Below are 15,785 nucleotides of genomic sequence, written 5' to 3'. Positions count from 1 at the left end.
ATATTTTAATCAATCTCTTCAGTACTCATGAATAAGCCATCTGCATTGCTTTGGATGGTATTTATTGTACTTATTATTTTACCTACACCAGCTGGGAAATTTATTATTGATTTCGCAAGTGGAATATTCCTTATCATTACAATAATACCTTTAATCTTAGGAGGAATTGGATGGTTCACTTGGAAAAGAATCCAATCAAAAGTACAAACCTGTGAAGCTTGTGGCTCAACATTTTTAAATAGTCAAATGATTTGTCCAATATGTGGAACAACCATAAAAAGAACCACTGATTTTCTAGAAAATATTCCAGCAAGTGCTGCAACAATTGATATAAAATCCGAAGATATAGATTTATAAAATTAATCTAATTCCAAAAATTCAGGATTAATTTCATTAATTTCTTGTTCACAAAATTGCAAAAGCTCATCACAATGCTTAAGAAGTAGATGACCTTTAATATAGTTAATCTGAATTTGATCCAGTGAAATATTTTCATCTTGTACATTACTTAAGATTTTTTCCAATTCAGATATAGATTCTTCATAAGTTAATTTATTAATATCTTTTTTAAAAATTTCTATATTGTTTTTATTAGTAACTTTGTTAGACATTGAGAAATGATTTTTAATGCCTTCATCTGAAAATGACATAAATATAAAATTTTTATTAAATAAATTTATATTTTATCATAATTAAGACTATTAACCTCTGCGGTAATTTTTCCATCACAAAATTGAACTATTAACTTATCTTTTTCCCTAACATTTTTTACACTATAAATCGAATTGCCTGACTCATCAGAAATGAGTGCAAAACCTCTTTTTAACAATTTTTCTGGAGAAAGTGCCGTCAAAAGCTCATACATATAATTTATTCTTGTTCTTTTATTTTGTATTAATTGTCGGGGTGAACGAGATTGAAAAAAAGATTTTTTTGTCATTAAAGACTTCTTTGTGTTCTGAAAAAATAATTTCAAATAATCTTTAAGTATTTTTTTATTTTGCAAAAACTTATTTTTTTCAATTTCTCTTGAGGGTAGTAGATCAACAATCGCAGCAGTTGGAGTAGCAGATCTATGATCTGAAACAAGATCAGAAACTGTTAGATCATCTTCGTGACCTATTCCTGTAATTACTGGTATTGGAAATGTTGCGATTTCTCTGGCTATGATTTCACTATCGAACAACATTAAATCCTCTCTGCTTCCGCCACCTCGAGCTATAATTACAGCATCTAATTTTAACTTATTTATTTTTAATTTACTTAAAATAGATTTCAATTCATTTTCATTATTACCTTGAACAGGAATAGGAATTATTTGCAATTTTGTTAATGGCCATCTCTCTTTAGATGTTCTCAGCATGTCAGCCAAAGCAGAGCTTGGAATACTTGTAAGAATAGCAATGGAATGAGGATACTTTGGTAATTTTTTTCGTAACGAATCATCTATCAATCCTTCTTTAAAAAGTTTTGATTTTACTATTTCGAACTTCTTAAGAACAGTAGAAATACTTGGTCGAATATCAAAAACTTGTACCGATAGTCTTGCTTGGGATTCCCAAAAATTTAATTTACCAATAATAACAACGCCATCATCTTGCTTTGGTAAAAATTTTAAAGACTTGATTGTTGATGACCATGCAACCCCATCAACACTTGCTTTTCCGTCGGTTAAGGTTAACCATAAATGACCTTTTTTTATTTGCGATTTAGAGACAGTGGCTTTAAGTATAAATTTTGGTGTAAAGCCTCTTGATAGTAATAAACCGATAGATTCATTTAATTCTTTAACAGTATATGTAGTTAGAGATTGTTTAGCGTTTTTAAGATCAGTCAAACTATTAGAAATAAAAATCTTAAAATTAGTTTCTCAACCGATTCCCATCTGAGTTAAAATACCTTGACCTGTTAAAAGCTCGGTTGTTAAACCTATTAAGATACCCATCATAGCTAAACGGCCATTCCATATTTCAGCAAAATTAACAAATCCATAACGAGGTTCAAAGTTATCTTTCATTTGTAAATTGATATTAGTTTGATAATACTAAAGAAATGCTCACAATGAGAAAACATATAAATACATTTATTTTTAAGTTTTCAAAGTCTATCTAACATGTCTTGAACCATCCACTGGATGATAGTCCTCCCCAGTAAGTTCCTCGTAAAGAATTGCTGGCAATCCAGTTTCGAACATAGTTTGAAGAGCTTCTTTTAAATAAGGATTCCATCCACCAGTACTAACTTCTCCATGTCGAACAGTCCAATCCCATGTTCCTTGTAAATCTCTAGGCATTCTTCCCTCTCGGTCTCTTCTGGCGACCAAATCAAGTGACTCAACTAGCCCAACTTGAATAGGATCTTTTCCATAAGCTGGGGTAAGGCTTAATTCAAGCCTTACTGGATCTTCCTTTACCAATCTGAGACGAAACCTTGGCGGTAACTTCATGTTTTTCATAACTGCAGCGACTATGCGCGTTCTTTGTTCCAAAATTAAAACCTCTTTGATAACTATGTAATGTCAAACCCAAAAAATCTAATGAAAATTATTCAGAAGGCTTTTCAGATGATTTTGGATGATCAGTGTCCTTAGAAAAACGAACTGTGAGCAAATCTTCATCAGTAATGCAGCCATCTTCGTCTAAAAGCTCAGGATGAACAGTAACCAAACCTGTTCGATCATTCCTTTTTGTCTTTGAAAATGAATTTTGAGACTTAAATTTTGCGTTAACTGAAAAAAAAACCATTTAGCATTATTCGGGCAGCCAAAATCAACAAAATAAAAACTGAAAGGCCATAAACAAAAGGTAAAAAATTGCTCAACATTTGCAAAAATGATAAATCAAAAAACTGAATGCATTAATTCAGATTAAGTTTTGAAGTCGCTCTAGTTTCATTGTTAATCTCAGAATAAATCAGAGTCATATTCTAGAGGAAAGAAAGTTCAAAAAATAGTTCTTTAGTAAAAATCTACGGTAATTAAATTAGGGGGCCTTTCAATTTTTAAATTAGCTATCATTAGTTTAGATAATAAAAACTAATCCCTTTCAGAAGATCATGCATGGATTAGATGCAAACCGACTATTAATAGGATCCCTAAAACTATGCCAAAAAAAATATTTTAAAGTTTTTGTTTTTTGTGTTCTTATTTTTTTTAACTTCCGATACGAAACTCCTCTTCATTCAAGCGAAGCTTTACTGTCATCTCAACTAAATCAGAATAAACAATCTTTCGTATCAAACGCATTAAATATAAGTGGAGATGCAGTGGTCACAATTGAAACACAGCGTAAGGTTATATCTTCAAGTGAAGGTGTATTTCCGCCTGGGATCTTGAATGATCAATATTTTGAACGATTCTTTGGTCTAAGAGGCCTACAAGTTCCAAGATCTCGAATTGAAAAAGGGCAAGGTAGTGGAGTGATTTTTTCTCCAGAGGGTCTAGTCTTGACCAATGCTCATGTAATAGAAAAAACTGACCAACTAATAGTAGGTTTATCAGATGGAAGAAGAGTGCTTGGAAATGTTGTTGGAGAAGATTCTTTAACCGATCTTGCAGTTATTAAACTCAAAGCGAAAGGTCCTTGGCCCACTGCCAAATTAGGAGACTCTGATAATTTAAAAGTTGGTGATTGGGCAATTGCAGTTGGAAATCCTTTTGGACTTGAAAATACTGTTACTCTTGGAATAATTAGTAATCTAAATAGAGATGTAGCTCAATTAGGTATATCCGACAAAAGAATAGACCTCATTCAAACTGATGCAGCTATTAATCCAGGTAATTCTGGAGGACCATTATTAAATTCTGTTGGAGAAGTGATTGGTATTAATACACTTGTTCGCTCAGGACCAGGAGCAGGATTAGGTTTCGCAATACCAATAAATAGAGCCAGAAAGATCGCCAAAGATTTAATTAGCACTGGGAGGGCCAAACATCCCATGATAGGAGTAACACTTTCAAGCAATATCAAACAAAAAAGTAATTTTCTTTCCCAAACAGAAGATGGAGCCATTATTAAATATTTGATGCCAAATGGTCCTGCCGAAAAGGGTGGCTTAAAGGTAAATGATCTAATAATTTCAATCAATAATGAAAAAATTTCAACTCCAGCCGATGTGGTTCAAAAAATTAATCGGAATAATTTACAATCGAAATTAAAAATTAAAATACTTAGAGAAGATATAGAGTCTATAAAAATTATCAACCCAGTTGATATTTATGATCTTCAACCATAAGTTGAAAAAATTGTCTATAATCAGCATTTTTATTTAGTTTTTTTCTTTTTCTTTCGCTGTTTTTCTCTATTAGCCAATCTTTTTCTTTCACGTTCAGCTAATTGAAATTCTTTTTCTTTTTCTTTTGCTTCTTCAATTTTCTTCTCTTTATAGTATTTATAATCGCCTTGATACTTGATTAATTGACCATCTCTTATTTCTACAATTTTGTTTGCCACTTTTGAAATAAAATATCGATCATGAGAAACGATTAATGCATTGCCATTATAATTAGTCAATGCCTGCTCTAGCATTTGCTTTGAAGGTATATCTAAATGATTTGTAGGTTCATCAAGAATAAGCAAATTTGATGGCTTAATAATCATTAAAGCTAAAGCAAGTCTCGCTTTCTCTCCTCCACTTAGCTGACTGACATCCTTAAAAACCGAATCATTAGTTAAACCAAAGCTGCCTAGTAAAGAACGAATTTCTGTTTGAGTCCAATTAGTTACAGATTGTGAAATTGTCTCGATTACTGTTTTTTCTAATTCTAAGGCTTCTGCTTGATTTTGTTCAAAATAACTAGGCATAATATTATATTTTCCTAGCGTAATAGATCCTTCATCAGGTTTCTCTAAACCCATAATTAATCGAAGTAAAGTAGATTTTCCAGAACCATTTTGACCTAAAAATGCTATTCTTTCCCCAGGTTCAAGTTCCAAAAATGCTCCCAAAAATAATATATTATCTTCATAGCTATGTGTTAAATCCTTAATACTTAATATATCCTTACCAGCACGAGGTGCATCCATAAATTGAAAATTAGGTCCTTTTAAATTATTCTCAGGAGCTTCTATTCTTTCAACTTTATCTAATAACTTTTCTCTGCTTTTTGCTTGCGTACTTCTTGTGGCACTTGCTCGGAATCTCTCTATATATGCCTTTTGAACTTGCATATCCTTCTGCTGTTTCTCATATGCAGCTCTTTTTGATTCCAATTCAAAATCTCTCTGTTCGAGATAAGATGTATAATTTCCCAGATAACTTTTAGATTGACCTCGCTCTGTATTAACAATTCTTGTACAAATTTTGTCTAAAAAAGATCTATCATGGCTAACAATTACCATTGCAACTTTCTGATTCAGTAAATAGTTCTCAAGCCATTCAATAGTTTCTAAATCTAAATGATTAGTTGGTTCATCTAATAACAATAAATCAGGACTTTGTAAGAGAATCTTTCCTAAAGCTATTCTCATCTGCCAACCACCCGAGAAATCTCCAACCAATCTGTCTCCTTCATTTTGATTAAAACCAATAGTTGGTAATAACTTTTCAACTTTAGATTCCAAATCGTAGCCATTTATTGATTCAAATTTGCTTTGAATAACGCTTAATTCTTTAATTAATGAATCCAGATAATCTAAATCTTTCGAGGCTAATTCAGTCTCCATATTTTTTTGAATTAATTTTTGATTATGAAGTAAATCAGATGCTTCTTGAAATGCCTCAAATAGTTCTTCTCTAACAGTTCTTGAAAGATCAACATCAAATTCCTGTTTTAAATATGCAATAGTTGGATCCCCTTCAGTAATCAAAGATCCATCAGTTGCCTCTTCCAATCCAGCAATAATTTTTAATTGTGTTGATTTCCCTGCGCCATTAACTCCAACTAAACCAATTCTCTCTCCATTTCTTATTTCCCAACTGACATCTTTCAAAACTTCGCCAGTGGGATAAATCTTCCTAATCTTCTCAAGTCGCAACACTATAACAAAACCTCAAGTGAATTACCTTCAATCATTTAGCTTTAAAAGATGCCAACTGATTTAAATTACTTTATCTAATTAAGTCATGTTAAGACTCGAACAAATTACAGCTTTAGTTCTCGCCGCAGCTCTTGCGATCCCAAGTTATTGGTTTTTTTGGACGATGGCAAGCGGAGGAGGCTATGAAAGAAGAGGAATTAGAGAAAATAGTAAAGACGCTTTAGAAATCAACTCTTCATTCAAAAATTAATCACAACCCACCTCGAGCCTTTATTAGCCATTGTTTAGTATCTAAATCATCAATGGTAGTCAAATATTCTTTTACCTCTTCTGAAGTAACTGGCAAATTCATTTCAATTCCAAATGCACAGATAGATTGCATCGCACCTTTTGGGTTTTGAAGAGCTTGACGAAAAAGATCTTGTTTTTTACTAGGATCTGCATTTATAAGCTTATAAAGCTCTGCAGCATTGCCGCTCATGAGAAAAGTATTGACTAATTAAAGAATATTCAATTATGCAGCTTTTGTCTCGAAACAGGCAGATTCATTGCACATATCTAAATCGCTTTCTTTCAAACCTAAAGCAGAAGCATCCTTCATGCTTCTAGCATCCATGCAAAGGACTTTACGGAGTTGGGCAAAGTTTGCAGCATGAGAAGATCTTCCTTCTTGACTAGCCCCATATTCTGCTCTTTGCAAAACATGGTGTAAATGAGTCAATAAATAAGAGCTGACAACAGCAGAAATTAGAACATCTCCATTCTTACCATTACCACGACTTTTTCTTCTTTGTCGTTTTACAGTTGTTTTGTCGGCAACAACATTTGCAGAAAGAGGTTGAGATGTTTGAGGAAGAGATGGCTTAGACATGAAATACTCCTTTTAAATAAAAAATTTAAATAAAGGTTGATAAGGCAAACTGGCCAGATTAGTAAGCATCATACACAAGGATACTACCCTTGCGTATAAGTGTACACTATTTACTACTTGGTAGTTCTTTGTAGGCATGGCTACTCGTCAAAACTCGTCTAACGGGAAACAAAAATCGCCTCGCATACAAGTTGTCCTACCAGAGGATTTATGTGAAAGATTGTCAGAACTAGCAGAAACAGAATCTCGAACAGTTAGCAATATGGCCAAAGTTTTAATTCAAGAAGGAATCAAGAATCACGAATTGAGAGAAGGTTCAGCATCTAAAGAAATAGAAACAAAAAAAGCTAAGACACAAAATTTTATAAAGGCATTAGAAAAACAAAAAACACAAAGATTAAAAGGTATTCCAAAAAGATTAAAATTCAAAAGAAATTAACTATTAAATCAATTAAAATCAAGGATCAACTCTTACTCCATATAAAATAGATTTATTTGCTCCTGTAATGTACTTCGGATTAACTTTTTTACCTATAAAGTTCCACCAAGATAAAGTTGCAAAAACGAGTGCCTCTCTATATTTTGATGGAATACCAATTTCATTTATTTCACGGATATGAACACCACAACATTCTTTCTGTAGTTGCCTCATTAAAAATAAATTTTTCGTTCCACCTCCAGCAACCAAAAGCTCAATTAAACGTATACTTTTAAGCCTAAAAATATTATCTAAATCTTGAGAGATTATTGATGCAGTAAATGTAGTTAATGTTGAAATTAAATCTTCTTTTGATATATCACCTAATTCCTGTTTCCTTTTTTGTAAATCTTGGAAACCGAATTGCTCTCTACCTGTAGATCGTGGAGGTTCTAGATGAAAAAAAGGTTCCTTCAACCACTTTTCGATGATGCCTAAGTTGGGTTCCCCTAGAGATGCTACTGATCCATCCTGATCAAAAGTTAAAGATGACTGAGTACTTTCTGTAATAGCTAGATCAATTAAAGAGTTAGCCGGTCCGCAATCCCAGCCTAAGCATTCAGAGGTTTTATCAATTCCAGTTTTAGGTGGGATAATTGTAAGATTCGCAATTCCACCAAGGTTGAGGACTCCTCTCCATCCATGAAGCCTTCCAACCAAGGCTTCATCGACTAACGCTACTAAAGGGGCACCATGACCACCTGCAGCAATATCCTTTGATCTAAAATCATAAATGACGATTTGATCTAAAATATTTGCAAGTAAAGGTCCTAAAAGGATTTGAAGACTTCCTCCTCTTTTAGATCGTTCTACACTTCTATGAAATAAAGTTTGGCCGTGACATCCAACAACTTCTGCAGATGATTCAGGATCACACTTCCTTGCAGCAAAAGCATTTAGTTCCGTAATTTCCTCAGCCAACTCAAGCCAATTTTTGCTGCTAATTTTTAATCCTTGTCCAACTTGTATTATTTTTTTTCTTGTTGAGGAAGGATATTGACATGAACATGTATTTAAAATTTTCCATTTTGGCTTTGAAGGATCACCTTTAAAATCAACCAAAACTGCATCTATTCCATCAGCACTAGTACCACTCATCAAACCCAAGACACGCATGGATTAATTTTGTGGCAACTTTTGAAGATCTTCCATTGAGCCCATAACTACAAGTACATGATCTTTTTCTAAAATATATTTAGCTGGAGGATTGACCGTCAGTAGTTGAGCAGGACCAGCAGCTAAAACGTTAACAAAATAATTTTTTCTAAGATTCAAATCTCTTAAAGAACGGCCTACAAATACCTCAGGAACTTTAATCTCATCAATTCCGGTTTTATCATCGAGTTCTAATCTTTCAATCAAATTAGGTCTAACTAATTCCAAACCCAATCTTTCTCCTTGCATTCTCGAAGGGAATACCACCCGATCAGCACCAACCCTTTTCAGCATTTTTTCATGCAGATCACTTGTTGCTCTAGCAATAACCTGCTTCACTAAACTTCCCTCTGTGTCTTTAGCAATAAGAGTTGTCGTAATACTTGCCTCAATTGGCTCACTAATGCCTACCACTACAGTCCCCATTTCAAGAACACCTGCCTCTTTCATAGACTCTTCATCCGTAGAGTCAACCACCCTAGCTTCAATTGTTGGTTCAAGTTGACGTAATTCCTCTATGGCCTTCTCTGAGAAATCAACAGCCAAAACATCAGCACCATTTCTCAATAGTTCTCTACATACCGCACTTCCAAAACGACCAATTCCAACTACAGCAAACCCAAGTTTCTGGTTTGCTTTTATGGGAGACCATTGCCACCAATCACTCATGATTTGTCCTCCTCAAACATAAAGATCCTCCCTCGGATAGCCAATTCGATTGCGATTTTGAAGCTTGCTTTTATTAAGAGCTTGCCATACAGCGCTCAAGAATAAAAGGATTCCCAGTCTTCCAACAAACATTCCAATAATTAGAATTAATTGACCTACATGTCCGAGCTTAGAGATAACGCCAAGATCGAAACCTACAGTTGCAAAAGCAGAAATACAAGTGAAAAGCATTTCTAAAAATGAAAAATTCTCTCCGCTATTGAAACCATTACTCAAACTCAATAATAAAGCCATAATTAATACAAATAAAAATGAACCAACAGTAATACCTACAGCTTTCAGAATTACTTTGTCAGATATCTGCCGATTCCGAATAATAATTTCATTTTGACCACGTAAAGTTGCTCTTGTAGCCGCCATTAATGCCGCAATAGTTGTTGTCTTAATTCCGCCTCCAGTACCACCTGGACTAGCCCCAATAAACATAAGAAACATTAACAATAGAAGACCAGAGTCAGAGACACTCTCAATTGATATCGGTAAATTCGTAAAGCCTGCAGTTCGCGCACTTACAGAAGTAAATAGAGAGGTTAAAATACGATCATCGAAATTAATTAACGAAAAGAAACTACCCCTAGCTAAAGATTCAGTAAAAAGCAATCCGAAGAATCCCAGAGAAATTAATATAAAAGATGATCTAATTACTAAACGTGTATGAAGACTTAAATTTCTTAATTTTAAAGATCTACGATTTATCCAAATATCATTAGTTACCCTCCAGCCAAAACCACCTAATATAATTAAAGTAATTAAAACAAAATTCACTACCAAATTACTTCTATAATCTTGTAAACTGTTTGACCATAAACTAAATCCAGCATTGTTATAAGCAGATATACTATGAAAAATCGATGCCCAGATCCTCTCACTTGAGCTAGTTATATTATTAAAGCCAAAAAAATACAAAGTAATAGCACCAAGAAAAATAAGAATAGATGCTGTAATCGCAATCCCTTTAAAAGTTCTTCCCACACCACCGACTCCAAATTCATCAAGAGTTTTTCCTCTATCAAGACGTGTTTTTAATTCTGTTCCACTAACAATAAAGCCCTGTAGAAATGTAGTAATAGCCATTAAACCAAGGCCTCCAGTTAATAACATAATCGCTAAAATTATTTGCCCAAAAAATGTCAAATCTAGTCCTATATCAATAATAGATAATCCAGTAACTGTGACAGCAGAAGTTGCCGTAAAGAATGCCTCCCACAAGCCTACATTTGCATGAGAACATAAAGGTGTAGCTAATAATAATGTTCCAAAAGTAATCACAAGTAAACCAGTTACCACTGTAAACTGTGGAACCGTCAGCCTTCTATAAGTTTCTTGCCTAATACTCACTTTTTTCGACAATAAATGGAGACTAATTCTGAAAAGATTAAATAATCAAAATTAAATGGAAACTTTGGATTTTTTGCTAAATTATTAATCATATCTATCATATTTAAGAAATGCCATAGTTTAGCAAAATCAACCCAGGAACAAGAAACGTCATCAAGATGGTCAAGCCAGCTCCATATCTAGTGACATCTAAGAACTGATAACGCCCTGGTCCAAACACCATAAGGTTTGTCTGGTACCCCATAGGAGTAAGAAAAGATTGACTAGCGCCAAAAAGAACTGTTATCAATAAAGCCAAAGGAGGTAGACCCATACTTGGCGACAGTTGAACAGCAATTGGGGCCAAAAGAGCTACTGAAGCGGCATTACTGACAAATTGAGTGAATATTGTAGTCGAGAGAAAAATTACTAGTAAAGCGGAATAAGTAGATAGGTCTTTCAATATAAAAATTAAAATATTCGCAAAAGCATCTGCAAGGCCTGTGTTTTCCATTGCGACACTAAAACTAGAGAGAGATCCAAGCAAAAGAATTACATCAAGTCGAATTGATCTTTGAACCTCTGCGGGCCTTAAGCATCCACCCCAAACCATTCCAATTACTGCCAATAAAACCGAAGCAACAAGAGGTAAATCGGTAAGTGAAGGAAGAATCAACATAGCAATGGCGATACCAATTGCTATGGGTTTTCTTGTGACAGTTGGTAGATCATTATCAAATTGATCTAAAACGAGTAGATCATTACTATCTTGCAATCCTCTAATTGAATCTCTAGGTGCTTGAAGAAGTAGTACATCCCCCTCTCGTAAAATTGCTTGGCCCAATCTTTCTTGAACAGTTTGCTGCCCTCGTCTTAAAGCTAAAACAGTTGCATTATGCCTTTGCCTAAATCGTAATTCTCGCAAACTCGCGCCAGCCAAGGTTGAGCCAGCTGGCAAAAGGACCTCCACAGTTTGTTGGCCCTCGTCAGTATTTGATAGAAAAAAATTCTTTTCAGTATTTAAATCTTTAGTTAATTGAACTGTATGTTCTTGTTTTAATCGTAAAAGATCTGAGCGTGTAATTCTTATCAACAAGCGATCTCCAGATTGAATTATTCGATCAGCCAAAGGTGGTAAAAGACTCTCATTCTCTCGCTGTATTTCTAAAACATCGACATCAAATCTTCTTTGTAAGCGACTATTCCTCAAGGAATTCCCAACCAATTCAGAACCAGAAGGAATTGTGACCTCCGTAAAATAACCAGTTTGATCCGAACTACCTCCATACTCTGAGCTAATTCTTCCTCTATCCGGTAGTAAAGATTGAGGAGCTAACAACATATATGCTGTCCCAAACAACCATATTGGTATACCTATTGCAGTAAAAGTAAAAAGATCAAAAGGACCGTAGCCAAGTTGATCGCTAATATCGCTCACTAACAAATTTACTGAACTCCCCAAAAGAGTTAATGTGCCACCTAAAACCGTAGCGAAAGATAGTGGCAGCAAAACACGAGAAGGAGATAATTTTCGCTTTACACACCAAGCCTCAATAACTGGTAAAAGCGAAGCTACCACTGGAGTATTAGGAACAACGCCTGACACAGGAGCAACAACCAATCCAAGCAAAGCTATTAACCTACGCGGAGTTCGAATACTTTCAGAAGCTATTAACTCTCTTAAACGATCAAGAGCTCCACTTTTAAAAAGTGCAGCAGAAACAGCAAATAAACCCATCAATGTAATCAAAGCAGGGCTTCCAAAACCAGCCAATGCTTTTTGAGGAGAAAGAACTCCTGTTGCCATTAATAATGCAACACTCAAAAGTCCAGTCAGTTCAGGCGCCAGAGCACTACTTACAAATAAACAAACTGCACTAATTAACACTGCCAAAGTTATGACAGCTTTTGGATTTTCAAAAACAGTTAATATCTCATTCATATTATTTAATTAATAACCTTTTCAACTGAATCTGTCCAAGTATTAATTTTAAGACTACTGCGTAAAGGAGCTAAGGAGATTGGGAAAATAAACGATTAATTATTTTTTTACTAAATAGCCATGAACCAAAGGATTTAAACGATAGAAGAAACCCTGGCATTCTCATTAAATATGCAAAACGCCTAATTTCAAATGCAAGGGGTCCTGCCAAGGTAATTCCATAGCCAGTTATAGATGCATTACCAATACCAAGACTCAACATTTCTCCAAGATCTTCAAATTCGAATGATTTAAGTTCATTTCCCTTCCTTAGAGAAATAATATTTTGAGCCACTAAAGAACCTTGCTGCATTGCAACTTGAGCGGAAGAAGGGAAGGGGGCATTTTCACAAAATGTGATATCTCCAACGAAAAAAATATTTTTATATTCATCCATTTGCATAAATTTATTTACTTTAATCTTCTGATTTTCATTCAAAAAATGATTTAGCAATTTTGATTTTGAAGGTTTTAATCCTGCAGTCCATAATAAAGTAGAATAATCAATTTTAATATAATCATTTATTTGATTATCAGTACTTAAAAGTTCTATAAAAGTTTTATCAACAGATTTTATAAAATAATCTAAATAAACTCTAATATTTCTCTTACCTATTGCTTCAATTGCTTTTTCTCTATTAAATGATTTACACATAGGTAGAATTTTATCTCCTTTATCAACTAAATATATTTCAACCCGATCTTTGATTAAATCAGAAATTTTACATGCAAGCTCAACACCAGTTGGACCAGCTCCAGCAATCACTATAGGATTAGTATATTCAGAAGAATTATTTATTTTAGTTATTAACTTTTTAATTATTCGGAAGTCATTTAAATTAGAAAAGCCACAAGCATAGTCTTGTAAATTTTCTAGCAAGGAATAATTAGTTGTCACTCCTGTGCTAATGACAAGTTGAGAATAAGTTATTTCAATCTCAGATGAGGTAATTAACTTTTGTGCTATTTCATCAATCTCAACTACACATTCTTGTAAAAAAATAAATCCTAATTCTGAAGCTAAATCAGAATACTGAGGTGCCACCTCCCATAATTGAAGCTCACCGCTTAATAACTCATAAAGCAATGGCTTAAAAAGAAATCTATTGCCTTCATCAATCAAAACCACTGAAGTTCCATCTGATTTGGCTAACAAAGATTGAACTGTAGCCAGTCCCCCGAAGCCACCACCTACAACAACTATTGGGTCAGATTTCAAATTGTTCAAGTCCATGGGGACTAGATTTAAGATGATTTTTAAAGACCCTAAACAAACTTTGACCGATTCGGCATTCAACTCTCAAATATGAAGAAAGAATCCCAAGACAATTACACCGGTGATTTGAGAGAATCAATTAACTTTGCTCAACCTTTTCTGGTGGAATCAATTGATGAAACAAGTAAATATCTTGAAAAACTTGCTGCTCAGGACCAACTTCAATGGGCCCATGAGAAATTTGATGAGAAATTTGTTTTAACAACCAGTTTTGGAATCCAATCTGCTGTTTTACTGCATATGACAGTGGCTTTAAAATCTAGAAAAAAACCAAAGGTAATTTGGATAGATACTGGTTATCTGCCTAAAGAAACTTATCACTATGCAGAAGAACTAACAAAACTATTCGAATTAGATTTAATCGTAGCCCAAAGCTCTATCTCGCCAGCCAGGATGGAAGCAATACATGGAAAACTTTGGGAAACTGGCGAACTAAGAGATCTAAACAAATATCACCAAATACGAAAAATTGAACCTTTAGAAAATGTCTTATCAGAACTCGACGCTATTTGTTGGGCTAGCGGAGTACGTAAAGGTCAAACCAAAAACAGAGAATCAATGTCGCATATTGATTACATCAGAGAACGTTTAACTCTACGACCACTCTTAAACTGGACTAAGAAAGATATTTTCTATTACATGGAAAATAATGATTTACCTCAACACCCTTTATTTGAAAAAGGCTATTCTACGGTCGGAGATTGGCATTCAAGCGTAGCTGAAAATAATAATTCCAAAGGAAGATCAACAAGATTTGGAGGGGTTAGTGAAGAATGTGGAATTCATGTTGATGAAAATAATTTTTTAGGAGAAGGAATATAGCTGGTGTTTTCAGAACAAAATTACTTAATGATTGGGAATACAAGATGGCATTGGGCAAGCAAGAGAAAAAAAGTTTGGAAATATTTTCATACCTCGCCAAATCCCATCGAATTTAAAGATAAGGATTATTCTCAATTCACTTGGGCCTCCGTTGGTTCCGTCCCTAGGAACATTAAATTATGCCCTTCAAAAAAAATAAATTTAGATGATGTTCCGCTCATCAATCTTCCATCTAATTTAGGGATTGATAGAGCTCTAGCTTCATGGAGTGCTTATAAAAAGCAATCATCTTTCAAAAGCAAAAAGCAAGACTTAATTGTTATTGATGCAGGCACAATCATGAGCGTCACAAAAATAACAAAAAAAGGTGTATTCGCTGGAGGTCAATTAATTTCTGGATTACAACTTCAATTGTCTTCTATGGCAAATGGTGCCTTAAATTTAGAAAATCCAATCATCAATACAATCCCAATAGAGACATTTCAACATGAAACTAAAAATGCAATGGTCAGAGGTGCAGTAAATGGCCTATTAGGATTAATCTTAAAAATATTTGAGGAGACAAAATTACCAATATGGATGTGCGGAGGGGATGCTCCACTGATATTAAATGAACTTAAAAATACAAATATTGATATAAATTATTCTCCGAATCTAGTTCTAGAAGGAATGATTGATATAGACCAAAAAATTAATTCAATTTAAGATCATTTAAAATTTGATTAGCCATATTTGCTGATTTTACTTTTAAATAGATTAATTCTATTTCCCCATCTTTATCTATAACGAAAGTATGTCTCATCATTCCATAATACTCTCTACCCATAAATTTCTTCAAGCCATAACTTTCGTATGATGCCGCAACAGGACAAGGCTCATTATCAGTTAAAAGTATAAATGGCAGTTTATGTTTATCAATGAATTTTATATGCGATTTAGAGGCATCCTTACTAATACCTAAAACTTTAATATTGTTTGATTCAAAAAGGTCCCAACTATCTCTAAAGCTGCAAGCTTCCTTAGTGCAGCCAGGAGTATCATCTTTTGGATAAAAATAAATTACAACTCTTGACCCTTTGAATGATGAGAGACTGGTATCAACACCATCTTGATTAGGGAGAGTGAAATCTGGTGCAGAATCGCCTATACAGAGAGTCATGATTACTACTCAAATAAAC

The 15,785-nt window shown here is 34.0% G+C and carries 20 protein-coding genes; 6 read left to right on the top strand and 14 right to left on the bottom strand.

Going from position 1 to position 15,785, the window contains the following annotated elements; genetic code table 11:
* Nucleotides 1–27 precede the first annotated feature (27 nt).
* Complete coding sequence (locus O5639_RS08320; protein WP_269624080.1) at nucleotides 28–357, top strand: hypothetical protein; 330 nt, start codon at nucleotides 28–30, stop codon at nucleotides 355–357.
* Between the two features lie 2 nt (nucleotides 358–359).
* Here the strand turns inward: O5639_RS08320 and xseB are convergent, their stop codons facing one another.
* The 5 genes from xseB to O5639_RS08295 form a co-directional block, all read right to left on the bottom strand.
* Nucleotides 360–650 carry an exodeoxyribonuclease VII small subunit gene (gene xseB, locus O5639_RS08315; protein WP_269624079.1) on the bottom strand — a complete coding sequence of 97 codons (291 nt, stop codon included), beginning with the start codon at nucleotides 648–650 and terminating at the stop codon, nucleotides 360–362.
* A 26-nt stretch (nucleotides 651–676) separates the two neighbouring features.
* Nucleotides 677–1,837 carry an exodeoxyribonuclease VII large subunit gene (gene xseA / locus O5639_RS08310; protein ID WP_269624078.1) on the bottom strand — a complete coding sequence of 387 codons (1,161 nt, stop codon included), beginning with the start codon at nucleotides 1,835–1,837 and terminating at the stop codon, nucleotides 677–679.
* Nucleotides 1,838–1,870: 33 nt separating this feature from the next.
* A complete protein-coding gene (locus O5639_RS08305; RefSeq protein ID WP_011294091.1) occupies nucleotides 1,871–2,017 on the bottom strand; it encodes a chlorophyll a/b-binding protein in 147 nt (48 codons plus the stop codon).
* Between the two features lie 87 nt (nucleotides 2,018–2,104).
* The gene (locus O5639_RS08300; protein WP_269624077.1) at nucleotides 2,105–2,488 is read right to left on the bottom strand and encodes a hypothetical protein; all 384 of its coding nucleotides are present in this window, start codon (nucleotides 2,486–2,488) and stop codon (nucleotides 2,105–2,107) included.
* Between the two features lie 55 nt (nucleotides 2,489–2,543).
* Entirely contained in the window at nucleotides 2,544–2,744 is a 201-nt protein-coding gene (locus tag O5639_RS08295; RefSeq protein ID WP_420063656.1) for a DUF2973 domain-containing protein, read from the bottom strand.
* Nucleotides 2,745–3,054: 310 nt separating this feature from the next.
* On the opposite strand from O5639_RS08295, the gene O5639_RS08290 reads away from it, so the two are divergent.
* Nucleotides 3,055–4,233, top strand: coding sequence for a trypsin-like peptidase domain-containing protein (locus tag O5639_RS08290; protein ID WP_269624076.1), 1,179 nt, complete (start codon nucleotides 3,055–3,057; stop codon nucleotides 4,231–4,233).
* Between the two features lie 29 nt (nucleotides 4,234–4,262).
* Here O5639_RS08290 and O5639_RS08285 read toward each other — a convergent pair whose 3' ends face one another.
* Nucleotides 4,263–5,978 (bottom strand): ABC-F family ATP-binding cassette domain-containing protein, encoded by a 1,716-nt coding sequence (locus O5639_RS08285; protein WP_269624075.1) that lies wholly within the window; start codon nucleotides 5,976–5,978, stop codon nucleotides 4,263–4,265.
* 85 nt (nucleotides 5,979–6,063) lie between these two features.
* Here O5639_RS08285 and O5639_RS08280 point away from each other — a divergent pair, with 85 nt between their 5' ends.
* Nucleotides 6,064–6,228, top strand: coding sequence for a hypothetical protein (locus O5639_RS08280; RefSeq protein WP_269624074.1), 165 nt, complete (start codon nucleotides 6,064–6,066; stop codon nucleotides 6,226–6,228).
* On the opposite strand, the gene O5639_RS08275 is transcribed toward O5639_RS08280, so the two are convergent.
* The gene (locus O5639_RS08275) at nucleotides 6,229–6,459 is read right to left on the bottom strand and encodes a hypothetical protein (protein WP_269624073.1); all 231 of its coding nucleotides are present in this window, start codon (nucleotides 6,457–6,459) and stop codon (nucleotides 6,229–6,231) included.
* A 33-nt stretch (nucleotides 6,460–6,492) separates the two neighbouring features.
* Nucleotides 6,493–6,849, bottom strand: a complete 357-nt coding sequence (locus tag O5639_RS08270; RefSeq protein WP_269624072.1) for a hypothetical protein — start codon at nucleotides 6,847–6,849, stop codon at nucleotides 6,493–6,495.
* A 136-nt stretch (nucleotides 6,850–6,985) separates the two neighbouring features.
* Between O5639_RS08270 and O5639_RS08265 the strand changes: the two genes are divergently transcribed.
* Nucleotides 6,986–7,288 carry a ribbon-helix-helix domain-containing protein gene (locus O5639_RS08265; protein WP_269624071.1) on the top strand — a complete coding sequence of 101 codons (303 nt, stop codon included), beginning with the start codon at nucleotides 6,986–6,988 and terminating at the stop codon, nucleotides 7,286–7,288.
* A gap of 18 nt (nucleotides 7,289–7,306) precedes the next feature.
* Here O5639_RS08265 and O5639_RS08260 read toward each other — a convergent pair whose 3' ends face one another.
* The 5 genes from O5639_RS08260 to O5639_RS08240 form a co-directional block, all read right to left on the bottom strand.
* A complete protein-coding gene (locus tag O5639_RS08260) occupies nucleotides 7,307–8,443 on the bottom strand; it encodes an anhydro-N-acetylmuramic acid kinase (RefSeq protein ID WP_269624070.1) in 1,137 nt (378 codons plus the stop codon).
* A gap of 3 nt (nucleotides 8,444–8,446) precedes the next feature.
* Nucleotides 8,447–9,151: a potassium channel family protein gene (locus tag O5639_RS08255; RefSeq protein ID WP_269624069.1), complete on the bottom strand. Its 705-nt coding sequence runs from the start codon at nucleotides 9,149–9,151 to the stop codon at nucleotides 8,447–8,449.
* A gap of 12 nt (nucleotides 9,152–9,163) precedes the next feature.
* A complete protein-coding gene (locus O5639_RS08250; protein ID WP_269624068.1) occupies nucleotides 9,164–10,549 on the bottom strand; it encodes a TrkH family potassium uptake protein in 1,386 nt (461 codons plus the stop codon).
* A 103-nt stretch (nucleotides 10,550–10,652) separates the two neighbouring features.
* Nucleotides 10,653–12,470 (bottom strand): SLC13 family permease, encoded by a 1,818-nt coding sequence (locus tag O5639_RS08245; RefSeq protein WP_269624067.1) that lies wholly within the window; start codon nucleotides 12,468–12,470, stop codon nucleotides 10,653–10,655.
* A gap of 70 nt (nucleotides 12,471–12,540) precedes the next feature.
* Nucleotides 12,541–13,743, bottom strand: coding sequence for an NAD(P)/FAD-dependent oxidoreductase (locus O5639_RS08240; RefSeq protein ID WP_269624066.1), 1,203 nt, complete (start codon nucleotides 13,741–13,743; stop codon nucleotides 12,541–12,543).
* 72 nt (nucleotides 13,744–13,815) lie between these two features.
* Between O5639_RS08240 and O5639_RS08235 the strand changes: the two genes are divergently transcribed.
* Together O5639_RS08235 and O5639_RS08230 are read left to right on the top strand one after the other, a co-directional pair.
* Nucleotides 13,816–14,607: a phosphoadenylyl-sulfate reductase gene (locus O5639_RS08235; RefSeq protein ID WP_269624065.1), complete on the top strand. Its 792-nt coding sequence runs from the start codon at nucleotides 13,816–13,818 to the stop codon at nucleotides 14,605–14,607.
* 3 nt (nucleotides 14,608–14,610) lie between these two features.
* Nucleotides 14,611–15,312: a type III pantothenate kinase gene (locus O5639_RS08230; protein WP_269624064.1), complete on the top strand. Its 702-nt coding sequence runs from the start codon at nucleotides 14,611–14,613 to the stop codon at nucleotides 15,310–15,312.
* Here the strand turns inward: O5639_RS08230 and bcp are convergent.
* Nucleotides 15,299–15,766: a thioredoxin-dependent thiol peroxidase gene (gene bcp, locus O5639_RS08225; protein ID WP_269624063.1), complete on the bottom strand. Its 468-nt coding sequence runs from the start codon at nucleotides 15,764–15,766 to the stop codon at nucleotides 15,299–15,301. The two genes, O5639_RS08230 and bcp, sit on opposite strands and share 14 nt — an antisense overlap.
* Nucleotides 15,767–15,785 lie beyond the last annotated feature (19 nt).

Origin of the sequence: Prochlorococcus marinus str. MIT 1214 (assembly GCF_027359355.1) — a bacterium.
GTDB classification, from domain to species: domain Bacteria; phylum Cyanobacteriota; class Cyanobacteriia; order PCC-6307; family Cyanobiaceae; genus Prochlorococcus_B; species Prochlorococcus_B marinus_F.
The sequence above is the reverse complement of the archived record's forward strand: the minus strand, read 5'-3'. Positions and strand labels throughout refer to the sequence as shown.

Excerpts from the sequence above, each read along its gene's own strand:
- O5639_RS08280 (WP_269624074.1), top strand. The coding sequence starts at position 6,064 with ATGTTAAGACTCGAACAAATTACAGCTTTAGTTCTCGCCGCAGCTCTT.
- O5639_RS08305 (WP_011294091.1), bottom strand. The coding sequence starts at position 2,017 with ATGAAAGATAACTTTGAACCTCGTTATGGATTTGTTAATTTTGCTGAA.
- bcp (WP_269624063.1), bottom strand. The coding sequence starts at position 15,766 with ATGACTCTCTGTATAGGCGATTCTGCACCAGATTTCACTCTCCCTAAT.
- xseB (WP_269624079.1), bottom strand. The coding sequence starts at position 650 with ATGTCATTTTCAGATGAAGGCATTAAAAATCATTTCTCAATGTCTAAC.
- O5639_RS08320 (WP_269624080.1), top strand. The coding sequence starts at position 28 with ATGAATAAGCCATCTGCATTGCTTTGGATGGTATTTATTGTACTTATT.
- O5639_RS08260 (WP_269624070.1), bottom strand. The coding sequence starts at position 8,443 with ATGCGTGTCTTGGGTTTGATGAGTGGTACTAGTGCTGATGGAATAGAT.
- O5639_RS08270 (WP_269624072.1), bottom strand. The coding sequence starts at position 6,849 with ATGTCTAAGCCATCTCTTCCTCAAACATCTCAACCTCTTTCTGCAAAT.
- O5639_RS08265 (WP_269624071.1), top strand. The coding sequence starts at position 6,986 with ATGGCTACTCGTCAAAACTCGTCTAACGGGAAACAAAAATCGCCTCGC.
- O5639_RS08240 (WP_269624066.1), bottom strand. The coding sequence starts at position 13,743 with ATGGACTTGAACAATTTGAAATCTGACCCAATAGTTGTTGTAGGTGGT.
- O5639_RS08245 (WP_269624067.1), bottom strand. The coding sequence starts at position 12,470 with ATGAATGAGATATTAACTGTTTTTGAAAATCCAAAAGCTGTCATAACT.
- O5639_RS08290 (WP_269624076.1), top strand. The coding sequence starts at position 3,055 with ATGCATGGATTAGATGCAAACCGACTATTAATAGGATCCCTAAAACTA.
- O5639_RS08295 (WP_420063656.1), bottom strand. The coding sequence starts at position 2,744 with ATGGTTTTTTTTTCAGTTAACGCAAAATTTAAGTCTCAAAATTCATTT.
- O5639_RS08235 (WP_269624065.1), top strand. The coding sequence starts at position 13,816 with ATGAAGAAAGAATCCCAAGACAATTACACCGGTGATTTGAGAGAATCA.
- O5639_RS08255 (WP_269624069.1), bottom strand. The coding sequence starts at position 9,151 with ATGAGTGATTGGTGGCAATGGTCTCCCATAAAAGCAAACCAGAAACTT.
- O5639_RS08275 (WP_269624073.1), bottom strand. The coding sequence starts at position 6,459 with ATGAGCGGCAATGCTGCAGAGCTTTATAAGCTTATAAATGCAGATCCT.